Raw genomic sequence first — 17,393 nt, 5'->3', positions numbered from 1 at the left:
AGGTGACAAGTTAATGTTAGAAGGCAAATGATATACTTTAGACAGGAAAACAGCATCGGGGGGAACATGTGACTTGAAAATTGTTAGCGTTTACAAAAATTTCTTTAAAAATAATATGTTTATGAAGATGCTGTTCATCTTCTCCATGATCTCAATTGTAACGATTATTACCTTATCCTATATCATTTTCCTGTCGGTGTCCGATGCCACAATTCGCCGAGAACTGGCGATCCAGAAAGCGGCCATGGAGAGTGTTGACCGATATATTCATCAGCAGTATGAATCGGTGCAAAACATGGTGAGGGACATGCATCAGAATGAGGCCTTATCAGCCAATATCACCTATCTGATGAACCACACGTACGCCGAGTATGTACAGCATCTGACGAATGGCTATTATGCGAATCAGGATGATTATTCAGCTGATGTACTTAAACATTTTCAAAATATCATGGATCGCAATTCGGATATCAATCAAGTGATGTTATATAGTGCCGAGCGGCAGGATCTGTCCTCCTTCAATCAACATAAGCAGTTCAGAAAGCTGAACACCAATGTGGCTCATTCCTATATTCCTGACGTGATGGCGATGGAGACACCGAATATCAGCGCACCAAACTATTGGATTCGTAAAGAAATTGATCAATGGGACCCGGCGCTGTATGCGATTCGGGTGCCTATCAACGATACACAGACCCTTCGAAATTTGGGTCAGTTCCTTGTTTTCTTTGACTCAGCAGGTATTGGCAACGCTTTGGATAGTTACGAAAGTAATCTCAAGGGAGAAATTGTGGTGCTGTCAGCCAAAGGTACAGTATTGTTCGATTCCAACAGTAACTATTACGGCAAGAAGTACCCCTATATCAATGTGGCCGATTCCCTGTTTGATCAGACGGATATGGACTCGATGAAAAAGGAGCGAAATATGTATGTGAACAAGTTTGTCTCGGCGGATCAGGGCTATGTGGTCGTTGGCACGGTTCCTGTGGATGAGATGGCTGAGGCCTATGCGGGTACACGCAACACAATCGTTTCGATTAGCATCATATGTATCCTGTTTGCAGTGTTGGTTCCGGCGTTTTTCATTATTAATTTTGCCAAACGCACCCGCAGAATCATTCGTTTCACCCAAAGGGTGAAATACGGCAACCTGACAGCACGCATCGATGATGCCCGTGATGATGAGCTTGGACAGATCTCACACAGTTTCAACGATATGCTGGATGAACTTAATCAATATATTGAACGCGTCTACAAAGCCGAGATCAAACAAAAGGAGACAGAACTGGTCGCTCTCCAGGCACGGATTAATCCTCACTTTCTCTATAACACGTTGGAGGTCATCCGAATGAGGGCAATTTCGCAGGGGGCGAAAGATGTCGGGGAGATGATCTACAGTTTATCCGTGTTATTCAAGAGCCTTGTTCAACAGAAGAAAAATTATACGCTCAAGGATGAGATGGAAGCTTGCCGTCTGTATCTGGAATTGTTCCGAATCCGGTATAAGGATATTTTCATGTACACGATTCAGTTGGACCCTGTGCATAACCAGCATCCGGTGGTTAAGCTGTCCCTGCAGCCGATTATTGAGAACTATGTGGTGCACGGCATTCAGACAGAACGTTCGGATAATCAATTAGCGATCGTTGTTGAAGAACTGGGCGACGCTTTGCAGGTAGAGGTTAGAGATAACGGTAAAGGCATTGATCCTGAGCGCCTGACTGAAATTTTAGAAGAACTGGAACGTCCGGAAGAGTCGGGTAAAATGTTCGGACTGCGCAGCGTACACACCCGTTTGCGTTTCCTGTATGGACCGGAATTCGGCATCACGATAGAAAGTACACTCGGAGAAGGAACCCTGATCAGGGTTCGTTATCCTCATACAGAAGGGACAGGTTTTTAATATGTACAAGGTATTTATTGTGGATGATGAACCGTTCATCATTGAAGGATTGTACGATATTTTGGATTGGTCGTCGTTTGATATGGAAATTGTAAGTCATGCCGGCAATGGACAAGCCGCATTAAACGCCTTGTCTGCGCAGCCTGTGGACATTCTGATCACGGATATATCGATGCCATTCATGAATGGTCTGGATCTGATTCGGGAAGCAAGGCAGTTGCAGCCTGAGATCAAGGTGATTATTTTAAGTGGTTTTAATGAGTTTGAATATTTGAAAGAGGGCATGCAGCTAGGCATCGAAAATTACCTGCTCAAACCGATCAATGTGGAAGAGCTGGAGTCGACGCTTCGCAATACGGCTTCCAAGCTGGACCATGCGTTGTCTCCTCAAACGGATGATGCTTATGGTGTTCAGATTCTGAAAGACAACATCCTTCACCGATGGTTGACGGGACAGATTGCCGCCACGGAATTCGAGGAACGGGCTCAGTTCTTGAACCTTTCGCTGGATGCACCCGATGTTGCAGTAGCTATCCTGCGAACTAAAGGGGAAGTATCCGGCATGTTCGAGCGAGTGGAGGACATGCTGAAGGATAAGTCCTATGTGAATATATTTCATGACATCGATGGAGACATCGTCATAGTTGCCAATGTGCATGCAGGCGAGGACGAAAAAGAGAAGTTTATGGAGTGCCTTCAGGCATTATCCGCTGCGCTATGTGAGACACATCCTGCTGTTCTGATTGGGGTAGGAAGTCTGATACGTGGACTTCACCATGCGCCGACAAGCTATCAGGAGGCGAAAAAGGCGCTCCAGTATGTGATGATCTATCCCGATCTCAAAGTGATCGATCATGCCATATTGGAGAAGGGGGGAAGCTCTGCTTCTTCCTTTTCGATCGATTGGAAGGAGTACGCGAAGCTCATTCTATCCCGTAATGCAGAGCTGCTTGCGGAGCGAATTCGGGTCGATTTTGAACAGCACCGCGACGGGGTTACTCCGGCTGAGTTGCAGAACATCGCACTGGAAGTGGTCATTCGCTTCAAGATGGAATTGGAGGGCATCAAACATTCGGATGAATCGCCTATTTACCAACGTGGACTTCGCCTTGTATTGGACAGCGGAACGTTTGATGAACTCGTGCAGGCGTTGCAGCAGGTTGGTACGGAGACGATTCAGTCTCTGCTTCAGGATTTAAAGAATCCGATCGTCAACCAGGTGCTTCAACATATTGACAAACATTACGCAGAAGAGCTTTCCCTGAAGCTGCTGGGTGCTCACTATCATCTTCATCCGGTATATTTGGGACAACTGTTCCATAAGGAGACAGGGGAGACTTTTGCCGAATATATCAATAAATACCGGATTGAACGTGCCAAGGAACAGCTGCGCAATTCGAATCTGAAAGTACATGAGATTGCAAGGAATGTCGGGTACTGGGAGACCGGATATTTCTATAAACAGTTCCGCAAGTATGTGGGAATTTCACCAACTGATTTTAAGGTTTTTGGATAATGTTCAGTGGATCACCGATTGGACCAGTGGACTGAAATGAATGAGACATTCTGGGGACAGGAGGGCATGCAATGGAGTTGATGCCAAATGTTACTCAGCATGTCTTTTTGATGTAAGCGATTTATTCAAATAGGTACAAATTAATGAATCAGTACAGATTTCTCTTTAATTTGTACCTCGAAATATTAAGTTTATCTTCTTTTTGAAAATGCTTTCATTCGATAAGGTTAAAGCAGTTAGTTTGTAGAGCTAAAGGGAACACGAAAAGGGAGGATCAAGGAAATGAGTAAACAAAGAAAAAGTTTTTCTCTCGTACTTGCATTATTGATGGCGGTTACACTCGTTCTTAGCGCCTGTGGAGGAAGCAAGGATGCTTCAGAATCAGGGGAAGCAGGAGAAGCTCCTGTCGAGCTGATCTGGTACACCATTGGTACCCCTCAGAAAGATGTTAATAAAGTGATGGAAGAAGTCAGCAAGTACACGAAAGAAAAAATTAATGCCACAGTAACGATGAAAATGGTTGACTGGGGTGACTATCCGCAAAAAATGCAAGTTAACGTAGCATCCGGCGAGCCAATGGACATCCTGTTTACCTCTTCCGGCGGATTCGATTATGTTCAAAATGCCAGAAAGGGTGCATTCCTTGAACTGGATGACTTGCTCCCTAAATATGGTCAGGACCTTATTAAAACGATTGATCCTGCATTCCTGAGTGGTTCGAAAGTAGACGGACACAATTACGGAATTCCGGCCAACAAAGAGCTGCCTCAACAAGAGGTATGGCGTTTCAACAAAACGCTGCTTGATAAATACAAAATGGACATCTCCAATATCCGTACGTTGGACAGTCTGGAGCCTTTGCTCAAAACAATCAAGGAAAATGAGCCAAGCGTGACTCCATTTGGAATGGATAAAAACTTCGTTCCTTATGTTCCTTATGACTATGTCATTCAGAATTTGCCAATGGCGATCAAACTGGATACAACGGATTATAAGATCGTGAACATTCTGGATACTCCGGAAATGAAAGCAGCACTCAAAACGATGAGCAAATACTATAAAGCTGGTTATGTATCTGCAGAGGCAGCAACAACAGGCTCTACCAATGACCTGACTACATCAGGCAACTGGTTCCTGGATCGTGCACAAACTCAACCGCTTGCAGACAACCAATGGTCGGCAAGTTACGGATATCCGGTAGTTTCCACACCAGCTAGTGACGCGATCATCACTAACACGTCTGTACAAGGTTCGATCATGGCCATCTCGGCTAACTCCGAATATCCGGAGAAAGCAATGGAGTTCCTGAACCTGTTGAATACAGATCCAGTGCTGCGCAATATGGTTGATTCCGGTATTGAAGGCGTTCACTACAAAAAAGTGGATGACACGCACATGGAAAATCTCGCTGAATCCAAGAACTACGATATGCCTTCTTACTCCCTCGGTAACAACATGTTGTTGTATCTGAACAATAATGACCCGGATAACAAATGGGATGAGTTTAAGAAGTTTAATGCAGAGGGTGTAAATTCCCCAATTCTGAGCTTTAACTTTGACTCAAGTAAGGTGTCTTCGGAACTGACAGCTGTGCAGAATGTCAAAGAGCAATACTGGGCCGCATTGATGACAGGTACGCTGGACCCAGAGAACAATTTGGAGCAAGTGATTGAGAAGTTCAATCAAGCCGGACTTGAAAAAGTGATGGCTGAAGCCCAAACCCAGCTTGATGCCTGGAGAGCGGCAAATAAGTAAGGGTAAATTCAGGGATCGGGCCGCTGCTTGTTGCGCCCGATCCTTTTTCATTCAAGCCTGAAGGAGGATCTTCATATGACCGCATTTTTGAAAAATCTGATTAGAAACCGAGTCATGCTGTTCATGGTGCTGCCAGGCGCCATCTGGTTCTTCTTCTTTTCCTACTTGCCACTGGTTGGTACAGTAGCAGCGTTCAAACAATATCGTTTCAGCCGCGAAGGCTTCTGGGCCAGTCTGATGAAGAGCGAATGGGTGGGTTGGGATAACTTTAAATTCCTGTTCAGCACTAACGATGCTTGGCTCATTACTCGAAACACGCTTTTTTATAACCTTGCCATTATTATTCTGGGGCTGGTATTCGCTGTAGGTTTGGCAATTCTGCTCTCGGAGCTGGTCAATAAACGATTAGCCAAATTGTATCAAACAGGTATGTTCCTGCCGTATTTCCTATCCTGGGTTATTGTCGGTTATTTCGCGTTCAGCTTCCTGAGCATGGACCGGGGGATGTTGAACCAGATTATTGGGTGGTTCGGTGTGGAACCGATTCAGTGGTATTCGGAAGCGAAGTATTGGCCGTATATCCTGGTGTTTGTAGCTTTGTGGAAAACGATCGGGTACAACAGCATTGTCTATCTCGCTTCCATTCTGGGGATTGATCGGTCGCTGTATGAGGCAGCGATGATCGATGGCGCCAATAAATGGCAGCAGATCCGCAACATTACGATTCCTTTGCTCTCACCTATCATTATTATTATGACGTTGCTGGCTGTGGGTCGCATCTTCTATGCCGACTTTGGTCTCTTCTATCAGGTTCCAAGGGATTCGGGTACGTTGTATGCTGTTACCAATGTTATTGATACCTATGTGTATCGTGGCTTGAAAACAAGTGGTGAGATTGGCATGAGTACCGCTGCCGGATTGTATCAATCCGTTGTAGGCTTCGTGCTTGTTATCATTTCCAACTATGTTGTACGCAAAATCGATAAAGATAGCAGCCTATTCTAGGACAAGGGAAAGGAGTGAACCACTGTGGCTCAAATCGTAAAAAAACGCGACTTCCATCATGTATCCAATGGCTGGAACGTCATTATGAATATTTTGGCCGGACTATTCGCTTTAATCTGTGTATTTCCTTTCGTGTTTGTAGTGATCATCTCGTTCACGGACGAGAAAGCACTGGCCCGTGACGGGTATCGACTGATTCCGAAGGAATGGAGTCTCGCAGCCTATCAGTTTGTGTGGCAGAGTGGAGACACGCTGCTGCGTGCTTATGGGGTAACCATTCTGGTGACGGTGCTGGGTACCATCATAAGTCTGATTCTAATGTCGCTGTATGCTTATGCAATTTCCCGCAAGAGTTTCCGTTATCGGAGATTTTTCTCCATATTTGCCATTCTGACCATGTTGTTCAACGGCGGGATGATTCCGACCTATATGGTCGTATCCCAACTTCTTCATTTAAAAGATAGCATATGGGCACTGGTTCTGCCGCTTGCAATGAATGCCTTCTATATCATGATCCTGCGTACGTTCTATTCAACCAGTGTGCCGGATGCAGTCATTGAATCCGCGAAAATTGATGGAGCCGGAGAATTCTATACGTTTATGAAAATTGTCATTCCATTATCACTGCCAGGGCTGGCGACAATCGGATTGTTCAGTACGCTCGGTTACTGGAACGATTGGTTCAATGCACTGTTATATATCGATAATCCCAACCTCGTACCGCTGCAATCAATGCTGATGCGGATCGAGTCCAGCATCCAGTTCATCCAGCAGAACTCGGCGAACAGCTCGATGAGTCTGGCGGCGATGCAATCCATCCCGCAGGATACTTCACGGATGGCCATGGTGGTTCTCGCCACGTTGCCGATTATTTTCGCATATCCGTTCTTCCAGCGTTACTTTGTACAAGGTCTGACGGTCGGAGCTGTCAAAGAGTAACGAATCACTTCTATAGGGTGGAGGCGTCGAAGGATGATGATATATAAGGATAAAAGCAAATCCGTGGAAGAGCGAGTAGAACATCTGCTGAGCTTAATGACGACGGAAGAAAAGGTGGGTCAACTCATCCAGCCTTTTGGTTGGCAGACATATACGAATGATCAAGGGAACATCACGCTGAATGAATCCTTTAAGCAGCAGGTGGAAAACGGGGGCATAGGCTCCCTGTACGGTGCACTTCGTGCAGATCCATGGACGGGTGTTACGCTTGAAAATGGACTGTCTGCAAGAGAAGGGGCAGAAGCAGTAAACCTTATTCAGCGCCATGCTGTAGAGCATTCCAGACTGGGGATTCCCATTCTGATCGGAGAGGAATGCTCTCACGGACATATGGCGATTGACGGTACGGTCTATCCAGTTCCTCTGCTCTTAGGAAGTACTTGGAACGTGGATCTGTACCGTGACATGTGCCGAGCGGTCGCTCGCGAGACGCGTGCTCAAGGCGGTGCAGTAACGTATTCTCCGGTGCTGGATGTTGTGCGTGATCCACGCTGGGGGCGTACCGAGGAATGCTTTGGTGAAGACCCGTATCTCATTGGTGAGCTAGCTGTTGCTTCCGTGCAAGGACTTCAGGGCGAGCGTTTGGACCAAGAGGATGCGGTAGCGGCTACACTGAAACACTTTGTCGGTTATGGCAGCTCGGAAGGTGGACGCAATGCGGGACCGGTGCATATGGGCTGGCGTGAGCTGCTGGAAGTAGATCTGTATCCATTCCGCAAAGCTGTTGAAGCAGGTGCTCAATCCATTATGCCGGCTTATAACGAGATCGACGGTATCCCGTGTACGGTTAATACGGAACTGCTGGATGACGTTCTGCGAAAAGACTGGGGCTTTGACGGTCTGGTGATTACGGACTGCGGTGCCATCAACATGCTCGCAAGTGGGCATGATGTGGCGGCAGATGGATTGGAAGCATCCGTACAGGCCATTCAGGCTGGTATTGATATGGAAATGTCCGGTGAGATGTTTGGACAATATCTGGTGCAAGCGATCTCGGAAGGCAAACTTGAAATGCATGTACTGGATCAAGCTGTCCGTCGTGTGCTGGCACTGAAATTCAAGCTGGGATTATTCGAGCAGCCTTATGTGGATGCCGATCGAGCGGCAGAAGTCATTGGCAGTGAAGAACATATTCAACTGGCACGCCAATTGGCTGCAGAAGGTGTGGTCTTGCTCAAAAATGAAGCTGCAACGTTACCTCTGTCGACGCCAACAGCGGGCCGAATTGCTGTCATTGGTCCTAATGCGGACCAAGCCTACAACCAGTTGGGCGATTATACTTCCCCCCAACCGAAGTCCAAAGTGGCTACGGTGCTGGATGGCATCCGCAGTAAGCTTGCTGTAAGTGAGAGTGGGCACGCAGGGGAAGGCTCAGCTGAACATTCAAATAGTGAAAATCAGGTGCTCTATGCACCGGGATGTCGCATCAAGGGTGATTCGAGAGAAGGGTTCGAGCACGCAATAGAAACTGCACGTCAGGCCGATACGGTCATCATGGTCGTTGGCGGCTCGAGTGCCCGTGATTTTGGTGAAGGAACCATCGATCTGAAGACAGGTGCTTCCAATGTGTCCGATAACTCATGGAATGACATGGAGTGTGGGGAAGGCATTGACCGCATGACGCTTGGACTCGCCGGAGTCCAGCTGGAGCTGATTCAGGAGATCCACAAGCTTGGCAAAACACTTGTCATTGTTTATATCAACGGTCGCCCGATCACCGAGCCTTGGGTGGATGAACATGCCGATGCCATTCTGGAAGCATGGTACCCAGGTCAAGAGGGTGGGCATGCCATTGCGGACATCTTGTTCGGCGAAGTGAATCCGTCCGGCAAACTGACGGTATCCATTCCGAAGCATGTGGGTCAATTACCGATTTACTATAATGGCAAACGTTCACGCGGCAAGCGTTATTTGGAAGAGGATCTGGAGCCTCGTTATCCATTCGGATATGGGCTTAGCTATACTACTTTTGATTACAGTGAGCCGAAGCTAAGTACAGAGTCGATGACGGCCAACGAGACAGTAACCGTATCAGTGGAAGTCACCAATACGGGGTCTTGCAGAGGTGCAGAAGTCATTCAGATGTATGTATCCGACGTGGTTAGCCGGGTGGCACGTCCAGCCAAAGAGCTGAAGGGGTTTGAAAAAGTGAATTTGGAACCTGGAGAGACGAAGACGGTAGCCTTCCATATTGGAGCGGAGCAGCTGCAATATATCGGTCGTGATCTCACGCCTGTCGTTGAACCAGGACAATTCCATATTCATATCGGAAGACATGTGAAAGATACGCAGTTCGCCGAGCTGACGGTAGAGGAGGCGTAAGGAATTGGAACGCATCAGACGATTTATTCGCGAGTTGTCCGAACGTCAGTGGTTGGAGCAAATGGAGCTAAGCAGCTGGGACATCACCCGCGCTTATTATAAAGTGCCAGGACAATATGAAGATCAGAAGGCTTATCCAGAAGGCGAGGGGTTGAATCGTTTCCCGAGTGATCAGGGAACGACCTATTTCTTCCGGACACGGTTGGATGTACCTGCCTCCTGGCAGAAAGAACCTTACGGACTTGTATTTGAATCCGGTGGGGAAGGCTTGCTTCGGGTGAATGGACATTCTTATCAGGGGCTGGATCGTAATCATACGTATGTAACACTCGACCCTTCCCGAGTAGGGGCTCAGCCTGAACTTGAGATTGAGTTATTCGATCCGGTACCCGAGCCTGTAGATCCACTGAACCAACAAGCGGTTATTCAGCCGCCGATTACATCAATTAGTAGTTTGCTGGTGCGACCGAATGAACCTGTCCGCAGCCTGATGTACACGGTCACGATTGTACGTGATTCCGCGGTGCTGCTGCCGGAAAGTGATTTCCGTCGTGTACGCCTGCTGGAAGCGATCTATCGGGCAATGGATCAATTCGTAGGTCTGACAGAAGACGCTGTCAAGCAGGGGAATGGCATCCACAGTATCGAAGAAGGATTGATCCATGAAGTGCGAGAGATCGGTGGAAACGCCGAAGGCTTGGAGCATATGGTGGGGCAATCGCACATTGATATTGCCTGGCTGTGGCCTGTACGTGAGACGGTGCGCAAGACCAGTCGTACATTCTCCACGGTGGACGCACTCATGAATGAATACCCGGAGTATGTTTATTCCCAGAGCCAGCCTTTGTTGTACGCTTTTCTGAAGGAACATGATCCCGAGCTATATGAACGGGTGAAGAAGCGCATTGCCGAAGGACGCTGGGAACTGGTTGGCGGGATGTGGGTTGAGCCGGATCTGAACATTCCGAGCGGGGAATCCCTGATTCGTCAGATGTTATATGGTCAACGCTTCTATATGGAGGAGTTCGGCAAAACATCAAAGATTGAATGGCTGCCAGATACATTTGGTTATTGTGCTTCCCTGCCTCAGATTTTGAAGCATGGCAATGTCGAGTACTTCATGACGACCAAGCTCGGATGGAATGATACGAACGTATTTCCATATGACCTTTTCCACTGGGTAGGTATTGATGGCACGTCCATCCTGTCTTATCTCAATCATGGTGTTAACGAGCATACGCTGCCGAAGGACATTCATGATCATTGGCAGTCTTACCGCGAGAAGGCGGCGCATCCTGAGCATATGCTTCTGTACGGGCATGGCGATGGTGGCGGCGGCGTGACGCGAGAGATGTTGGAGTACGTGGATCGTTCCGAGTTGATGGTGGGCCAACCGAAGAATGGTTATAGTACCGCCGGTGCCTTTTTTGACGGAATCGAGAAGGCGCAGCCTGATCTTCCGAAGTGGCATGGCGACTTGTATTTGGAGCTTCACCGGGGTACCTATACGACCCATGGTCGCAATAAGCGCAACAACCGGAAGGCTGAGGTGCTTTATCGCGAAGCGGAGCTCTGGAACACACTTGCCTTACCGGATATGGAGCCGCAGCAGGATGCTGAAGTGCGTTCGGCGTTGCATGATGGATGGAAGCTGATTTTGCTGAATCAATTCCATGATATTATCCCTGGTTCGGCCATAACGGAATCCTATGTAACGTCGGATGAGGAGTATATTCGGGTATTCGAATTGGGTAGAGCAGGACTGAATCAAGGTGTTGCTGCATTAACGAGGGGGATTAACACGCAGGGGCCAGAGGGTTCTGTTCCTTATGTTGTGTTCAACAGCCTTGGTTGGAATCGAAGTGAAGTCGTTCAACTTCAAATGCACGATGGATTGGATCGTTACGTCATCGATGAAGAAGGTCAGCGTTTGCACATGGATCGGGAAGATGGCCAAATTTCGGTTCTGGTGACGGATATTCCAGCGTTTGGTCATAAGACGATTTGGCTCGTACCGGAAAATGCAAGGGAAACGAATGTACGGGAAATGGCGAGCATTGCCGGGCAAAAGAACTTTACAGATACATGGGAAACCGCGTATTACCATGTTCAGTTCAACGAGCGTGGCGAGATATCCCGCTTGTGGGACAAGACAGCAGAACGCGAGATTCTGAAGCCAGGTGAGCGCGGCAATCAATTCCACTTTTTCCATGACCGTCCGACGCTCTGGGATGCTTGGGATATCGACAGCCGTTATGAGGCTCAGGTTGCTGGAGATGTGGAGCTCTTGGAGAAAAAGCTGGTTCTGGCAGGTACTACGAAGGATGTACTTCGTTTTCAGTGGAAGCTTCACCAGTCTGTGATTACACAGGATATGGTGTTCTATCATGACAATCGACGGATCGATTTCAAGACCCATGTAAGCTGGAATGAAGATCATAAATTGCTCAAAGTGGGCTTCCCGATCGATATAGTGACTTCCAAAGCAACCTATGAAATTCCATTTGGTGCATTGGAGCGTCCAACTCATCGCAACACGAGTTGGGAGCAGGCTCAGTATGAAGTGTGCGGACACCGCTTCGCAGATGTCGCCGAGCACGGATATGGCGTCAGTCTGCTCAATGATTGCAAATACGGATACGACGTACAGGGAAGCACGATTCGCCTTTCCTTGTTGCGTGCACCGAGATGGCCTGACCGGACTGCGGATATTGGAGAACATGACTTCACCTATTCCCTGTATCCACATGAAGGCGACTGGAGAAGTGCACATACGGTACGTCAGGCGGCCGAATTAAACCATGAAGTGCCTGTGCATCAGGTGGACCAGAACGCAGGCGTACGCCCGGCAACTGGATCATGGATTGAATTCGATAGCAACCATGTCATCTTGGATACGGTCAAACCGGCAGAGGCAGGAAATGGTACAGTACTCCGTTTCTATGAGTCTTCGGGCACACGTGAACGAGTGACGCTGCAATGGCCGCATGCATTTGAGCAAGCTTATCTCTCCAATGCTTTGGAAGAACCGATCAAACCACTGGCCCATACCAATGGTCAGATTACATTATCTTTTAAACCTTACGAAATAAAAACCGTGCTATTACGGTAAACCTTTTTGAAATATTTTGAGCTATATAGGAGTAAACGTATTTACACGATAACGAAGAGGGCAGAAAGAATTCGAAGAAGCGAAGCGTTCGCCTCAAAAGCTTTCTGAAAGAAAGCTACATCGGAAGCATACGCTATCCCCGGATTTTACCCTTTAGAAAAGGGAATCAAAAAATCTGGGGATAACAGCGATCGGAGGATATTTCTGACCGCGCAGTGGTCCCGTGTAAATTTTTTGTTTCATCCTCAATAGCTACACCATTCAATTTGTTTAAGGAGTGCACTCATTCATGGAACAATTCAGACTACCCAAAATACCGATGCCACCTGTTGCATTGCCACAAGCTGTACAGGCTGTAATGAAAGAAGCAGAGCAGAAGCTGTCACATCGACCGAAGCTGCTTCAACTATTTAAGAACTGTTTCCCGAATACGATTGAAACAACAACTAAATTAATGGACGACGGCACGACATTTGTCATCACTGGCGATATTCCAGCTTCATGGCTAAGGGATTCTGTGGAGCAAGTGGTGCATTACATTCCATTTGCCAAGGAAGATCAAGACCTGCAACGCATTATTGGTGGTCTGATTAAGCGCCACATCCAGTACGTTCATATTGATCCGTATGCCAACGCCTTCAACGAGACAGCCAATGATTGGCACTGGAACACCACCGACGTGACCGAGATGTCACCTTGGGTGTGGGAGCGCAAATTCGAGATTGATTCCTTGTGCTTTGTTGTGCGTCTCGCTTATTTATATTGGAAAGAAACCGAACTGACCGATATTTTCGATTCCAGCTTCAAAGCCGCCATGCGCAAAATCGTGGATTTGTTCCGGGTGGAGCAGCATCATATGGAGAAGTCACCATACAGCTTTACCCGCAATAACGGCATTGCTACGGATTCAATCCGCAATAACGGACGAGGCATGCCCGTCAATTACACAGGCATGATCTGGTCCGGTTTCCGTTCCAGTGATGATGCGTGTGATTTCCATTACAACATTCCAGGCAATATGTTTGCCGTCGTTGCCCTGCGTCAGATGCAGGAGTTCGCGGAGTGGGTATTCCGGGATATGGAATTCCTGCAGGAGCTTAAGGATCTGGAAGCTGAAGTAGATCATGGTATTCAGCTGTACGGTATTTACCGCCATCCTGAATTTGGCCCGATCTATGCTTATGAGACGGATGGTTTCGGCAACTACTGCCTGATGGATGATGCGGGTACACCGGGACTGATGTCCATTCCTTATCTTGGCTACGTCACAGCGGATGATCCGATCTATCAGAATACGAGACGTTTTGCGCTCAGCAAAGAGAATCCGTTCTATTATGAAGGCAAAGTTGCCAAAGGAATCGGCAGCCCGCATACACCGCCGGATTACATCTGGCATATGGGTCTGTCCATGCAAGGATTGACGGCCCAGTCTGCTGAAGAGAAGCTCGAAATCATTCGGATGCTGGAAGCAACGGATGCGGATACAGGATATATGCATGAAGGTTTCCATGCCGATGATCCGACGATTTTTACGAGAAAATGGTTTGCTTGGTCCAACAGCCTGTTCTCCCAGTTGGTCTATAAATCCATGAAGGATGGTTTGCTATGAGTAGCGCACAGGTGAAGAGAACCAAGTTGATTATTTTCTCTGATCCAACGTTTCCAGTGGAGGGTACTTTGCCAACGCAAGGTGCTCTTGATTCATGGAAAGCATCGGAAGAGATCATCGTTGTGGGCGCGGATGAATTGGCTTCGGCTTTGAGCACAGCGGCAGGTGAAGGGTGTTTCGTGAACCTGCATGCGCCTTATTTTCCTAAATCCGCTTGGACCGAAATCGCAGCTTTTCTTCATCAGGGGGGAAGTCTGATCAGCATTGGTGGCGCACCATTCAAACGTCCTGTTCGTCAGGAGAATGGGGCATGGATTTCCGAGTCGGAACAAACGGCGTATCACCAGGAACTTTACATTCATGAGGCGTTAAAGGTATCCGCAGCCAAAGTGGATTCACTAACTTCCTCAGAAGATATTCCACTCCTTGCAGGCAAAGAGAGACTGTTCGAGAATGCGGATACGTGGAATCTGGTACCTCATACAACCAAAACAAGCGATTTGCCACATCAGATGGGTTCCTCAGGTCCGATGAGCACGCAGATTTCTCCGCTGCTCCGCGGCCGCAGCAAGTATGGTCGCAGCATCGCTGCCCCAATCGTATTATGGGAAAACTCCCGCAGTACGTTTGCCGGTTCGCGCTGGCTGTTTGTGCATCTGCCTTTGACGGCTACCTTCTGGGATCAGAACGGAGCAGCCGAAATCGTGAACTGGGCGCAGTATTGCGCCAAAGGTGTGACCGAGCTATCTCTGAAGCCGAACTATGCTTCGTATGAATTGGGTGAACGAGCTTCACTGATCCTCCAAACTCAAATTCTACAGCGTGCGGGAAGCAGACGAAGTGAGCCGGAGCTGTGGACGTTTGATTTAACCGTTGAACGGGAAGATCGCACAAACGGCACGGTAGAGAAGGTATGGAATCATCAACTGGAGCTGGAACTTTCCGGCGAACAGCGTTTTGAACGCATTCTTCTTCCGGTTTCAATCGAGAGCGGGCTGTATCGAATCGTGGGTCGTGTTCAGGCACCTGATGGAGAAGTTCGCATACTGCGACAGGGCTTCTGGGGTCAGGACGCAGCTTTGTTGGCAGAAGGGGAAGTCATTACACGCAGCAGAGATTATTTTATCAAAGACGGTCATCCGCTGCCTGTTGTTGGTATGACCTACATGACCTCTGATGTGGCACGGAAATTCCTGTTCCTTCCTAATGCGGATGTATGGGATCGGGATATGGCACAGATGGCGAAGGCCGGCATTAACTGGATTCGGACCGGAATCTGGACTGCCTATCGCAACATGATGCAGGTGGATGGTCATATGTCTGAGGATGTACTGCGTGCTATTGATGCGTTCCTGTTAACGGCAAAACGGCACGGCCTTCAAGTGACGTTCACCTTTTTCTCCTTTACACCCGAGACGTGGGAAGGAACAAATCCATATTTAGACCCGCAGAGCGTAGATGCACAGAAACGCTTCATCCGCAGCATTGTTAGTCGTCACAGACATTCCACACATGTGGACTGGGACTTGATTAATGAACCGTCGATGTTTGATCCTGTGCGCATATTCTCGGATGGGCCACGTTCGGCAAGAGATTCATATGAGCAGCAGGCGTTTATCGAGTGGCTTCAGCAGCGACATCAGACGATTGAAGCGTTGCAGGAGGCATGGAACATGTCACCTAAACAGCTCCCTGACTTCACCGCAGCAGTCATTCCTGAACCGGAAGAGATCAATTTCGATGTACAGGACATGCACAAGGCTAAAAAAGGAACACGCTGGCTTGATTACTGTCTCTTCTCGATGGAGATGCATAATGTTTGGGCGAGAGAGCTTGTAGGCACGATCAAGGATCTTGTTCCCCATCATCTGGTTACCGTAGGGCAGGATGAAGCTCTCGGAGCACAGCGCCCTTCACCGTTCTTCTACGAGCGTGAAGTGGATTATACAACCGTGCATTCCTGGTGGCTCAACGATGACCTGATCTGGGATGGCATTTTCGCCAAAACACCACATAAACCCAATCTCATTCAGGAGACAGGCATCATGTATGTGGAAACCCCGGATGGCCGGGCCAAACGCACAGAGGAAGAGCTTCACAGCATTCTGGAGCGCAAATACGCCTATGCCTTTTCAACAGGCGGTGCAGGAGCAGTGCAATGGATCTGGAATACGAACTTCTATATGGATAATGCCAATGAATCTCATATTGGAGCGCTGAGAGCGGATGGTACGGAAAAACCTGAAGCTGATGTGTCTTACGATTTTGGCCGATTCATGGAGCAGATTCGGGACTTGTTTACCGATCGCGAGCTGGAGGAGATTGCGGTGGTCTTCCCGTATTCCAACGATTTCTCGAACCGTTCCCTGGCCTACGATGCAACCACAAAATTGACCCGTGTAATGGCTTATGAGCTGAAGCAGCCATTCCGGGCTGTATCCGAGTATCATCTGGAAGCATTGAAGCAGCAACCTCCGAAGCTGATCATGGTTCCGAGTCCGCACAACATGGACAGCGATGCCTTAAGCGAGCTATTCAACTTCGCGGAGAATGAAGGAGCTACGCTGCTTATTACGGGCCCGCTCGGGTTGGATGCTTATTGGAAAACAAGTGATCGGGCAGATCACCTTGTCGGTCAACGCAGTCTGGGCAACGTACAGCGAGAAGAAATGCTGAATATTAACGGGGTGAATCACCGCGTCACGTATGGTCGTCGCCGGATTGCCGAGGTGGCGAAGGAAACGTTACTTCATGCGGAGAATCATACACCTGATGAATTAGCAGTACTGCCATTAGGCAAAGGCAAGTTGATCTGGAGCCCGCTGCCGCTGGAGCTGAACGGCCGGGATGAGCCGCTGGCTGACCTGTATCGATATGCATCAGAAGTGGCTGGTATTGAAAATGAACTGGAATGGATATCTGGCGGTGATCTGGCAGGGATTTATGGCCGGAAGCTGAGCTTCCCGAAAGGCAATCTGTACGTATTTGTATCGGAGTTCGCTTTGAATCATGAGGTGAAAGTCAGAGATACACGTACGGGAGTCATATATACGTTCCTGTTGGAGAAAAATCGCTCGGTGCTGTTTGCCACAGATGCTGCCGGACAGCTGCAAGCCGTATATCGTCCGGATGAAGTAGAGATTGTACAACAAGAGGTAGAGGGGGAATAATA

The 17,393-nt window shown here is 48.2% G+C and carries 9 protein-coding genes; all 9 read left to right on the top strand.

Annotated features, from left to right (window positions below; all coding sequences use genetic code 11):
• Positions 1 to 73: 73 nt before the first annotated feature.
• The 9 genes from CRO25_RS24000 (at position 74) to CRO25_RS23960 (ending at position 17,391) form a co-directional block, all read left to right on the top strand.
• Positions 74 to 1,903, top strand: a complete 1,830-nt coding sequence (locus tag CRO25_RS24000) for a sensor histidine kinase (RefSeq protein WP_063566101.1) — start codon at positions 74 to 76, stop codon at positions 1,901 to 1,903.
• Position 1,904: 1 nt separating this feature from the next.
• Positions 1,905 to 3,419, top strand: a complete 1,515-nt coding sequence (locus CRO25_RS23995) for a response regulator transcription factor (protein WP_064635724.1) — start codon at positions 1,905 to 1,907, stop codon at positions 3,417 to 3,419.
• 282 nt (positions 3,420 to 3,701) lie between these two features.
• On the top strand, positions 3,702 to 5,174 hold the full coding sequence (locus CRO25_RS23990; protein ID WP_063566099.1) for an ABC transporter substrate-binding protein: 1,473 nt from the start codon (positions 3,702 to 3,704) through the stop codon (positions 5,172 to 5,174).
• Positions 5,175 to 5,249: 75 nt separating this feature from the next.
• Complete coding sequence (locus CRO25_RS23985) at positions 5,250 to 6,179, top strand: sugar ABC transporter permease (RefSeq protein WP_063566098.1); 930 nt, start codon at positions 5,250 to 5,252, stop codon at positions 6,177 to 6,179.
• An 84-nt stretch (positions 6,180 to 6,263) separates the two neighbouring features.
• The gene (locus CRO25_RS23980) at positions 6,264 to 7,118 is read left to right on the top strand and encodes a carbohydrate ABC transporter permease (protein ID WP_205525065.1); all 855 of its coding nucleotides are present in this window, start codon (positions 6,264 to 6,266) and stop codon (positions 7,116 to 7,118) included.
• 33 nt (positions 7,119 to 7,151) lie between these two features.
• Entirely contained in the window at positions 7,152 to 9,500 is a 2,349-nt protein-coding gene (locus CRO25_RS23975; protein ID WP_179132251.1) for a glycoside hydrolase family 3 N-terminal domain-containing protein, read from the top strand.
• A 4-nt stretch (positions 9,501 to 9,504) separates the two neighbouring features.
• A complete protein-coding gene (locus tag CRO25_RS23970) occupies positions 9,505 to 12,612 on the top strand; it encodes an alpha-mannosidase (RefSeq protein ID WP_079696664.1) in 3,108 nt (1,035 codons plus the stop codon).
• Positions 12,613 to 12,901: 289 nt separating this feature from the next.
• The gene (locus tag CRO25_RS23965; RefSeq protein WP_063566095.1) at positions 12,902 to 14,221 is read left to right on the top strand and encodes a glycoside hydrolase family 125 protein; all 1,320 of its coding nucleotides are present in this window, start codon (positions 12,902 to 12,904) and stop codon (positions 14,219 to 14,221) included.
• Positions 14,218 to 17,391: a beta-galactosidase gene (locus tag CRO25_RS23960; RefSeq protein ID WP_079696663.1), complete on the top strand. Its 3,174-nt coding sequence runs from the start codon at positions 14,218 to 14,220 to the stop codon at positions 17,389 to 17,391. Before CRO25_RS23965 ends, CRO25_RS23960 begins: the two co-directional genes overlap by 4 nt.
• The last annotated feature ends 2 nt before the right edge of the window (positions 17,392 to 17,393 follow it).

The organism is Paenibacillus sp. RU5M (genome assembly GCF_900221055.1).
GTDB classification, from domain to species: domain Bacteria; phylum Bacillota; class Bacilli; order Paenibacillales; family Paenibacillaceae; genus Paenibacillus; species Paenibacillus marchantiae.
The sequence above is the reverse complement of the archived record's forward strand: the minus strand, read 5'-3'. Positions and strand labels throughout refer to the sequence as shown.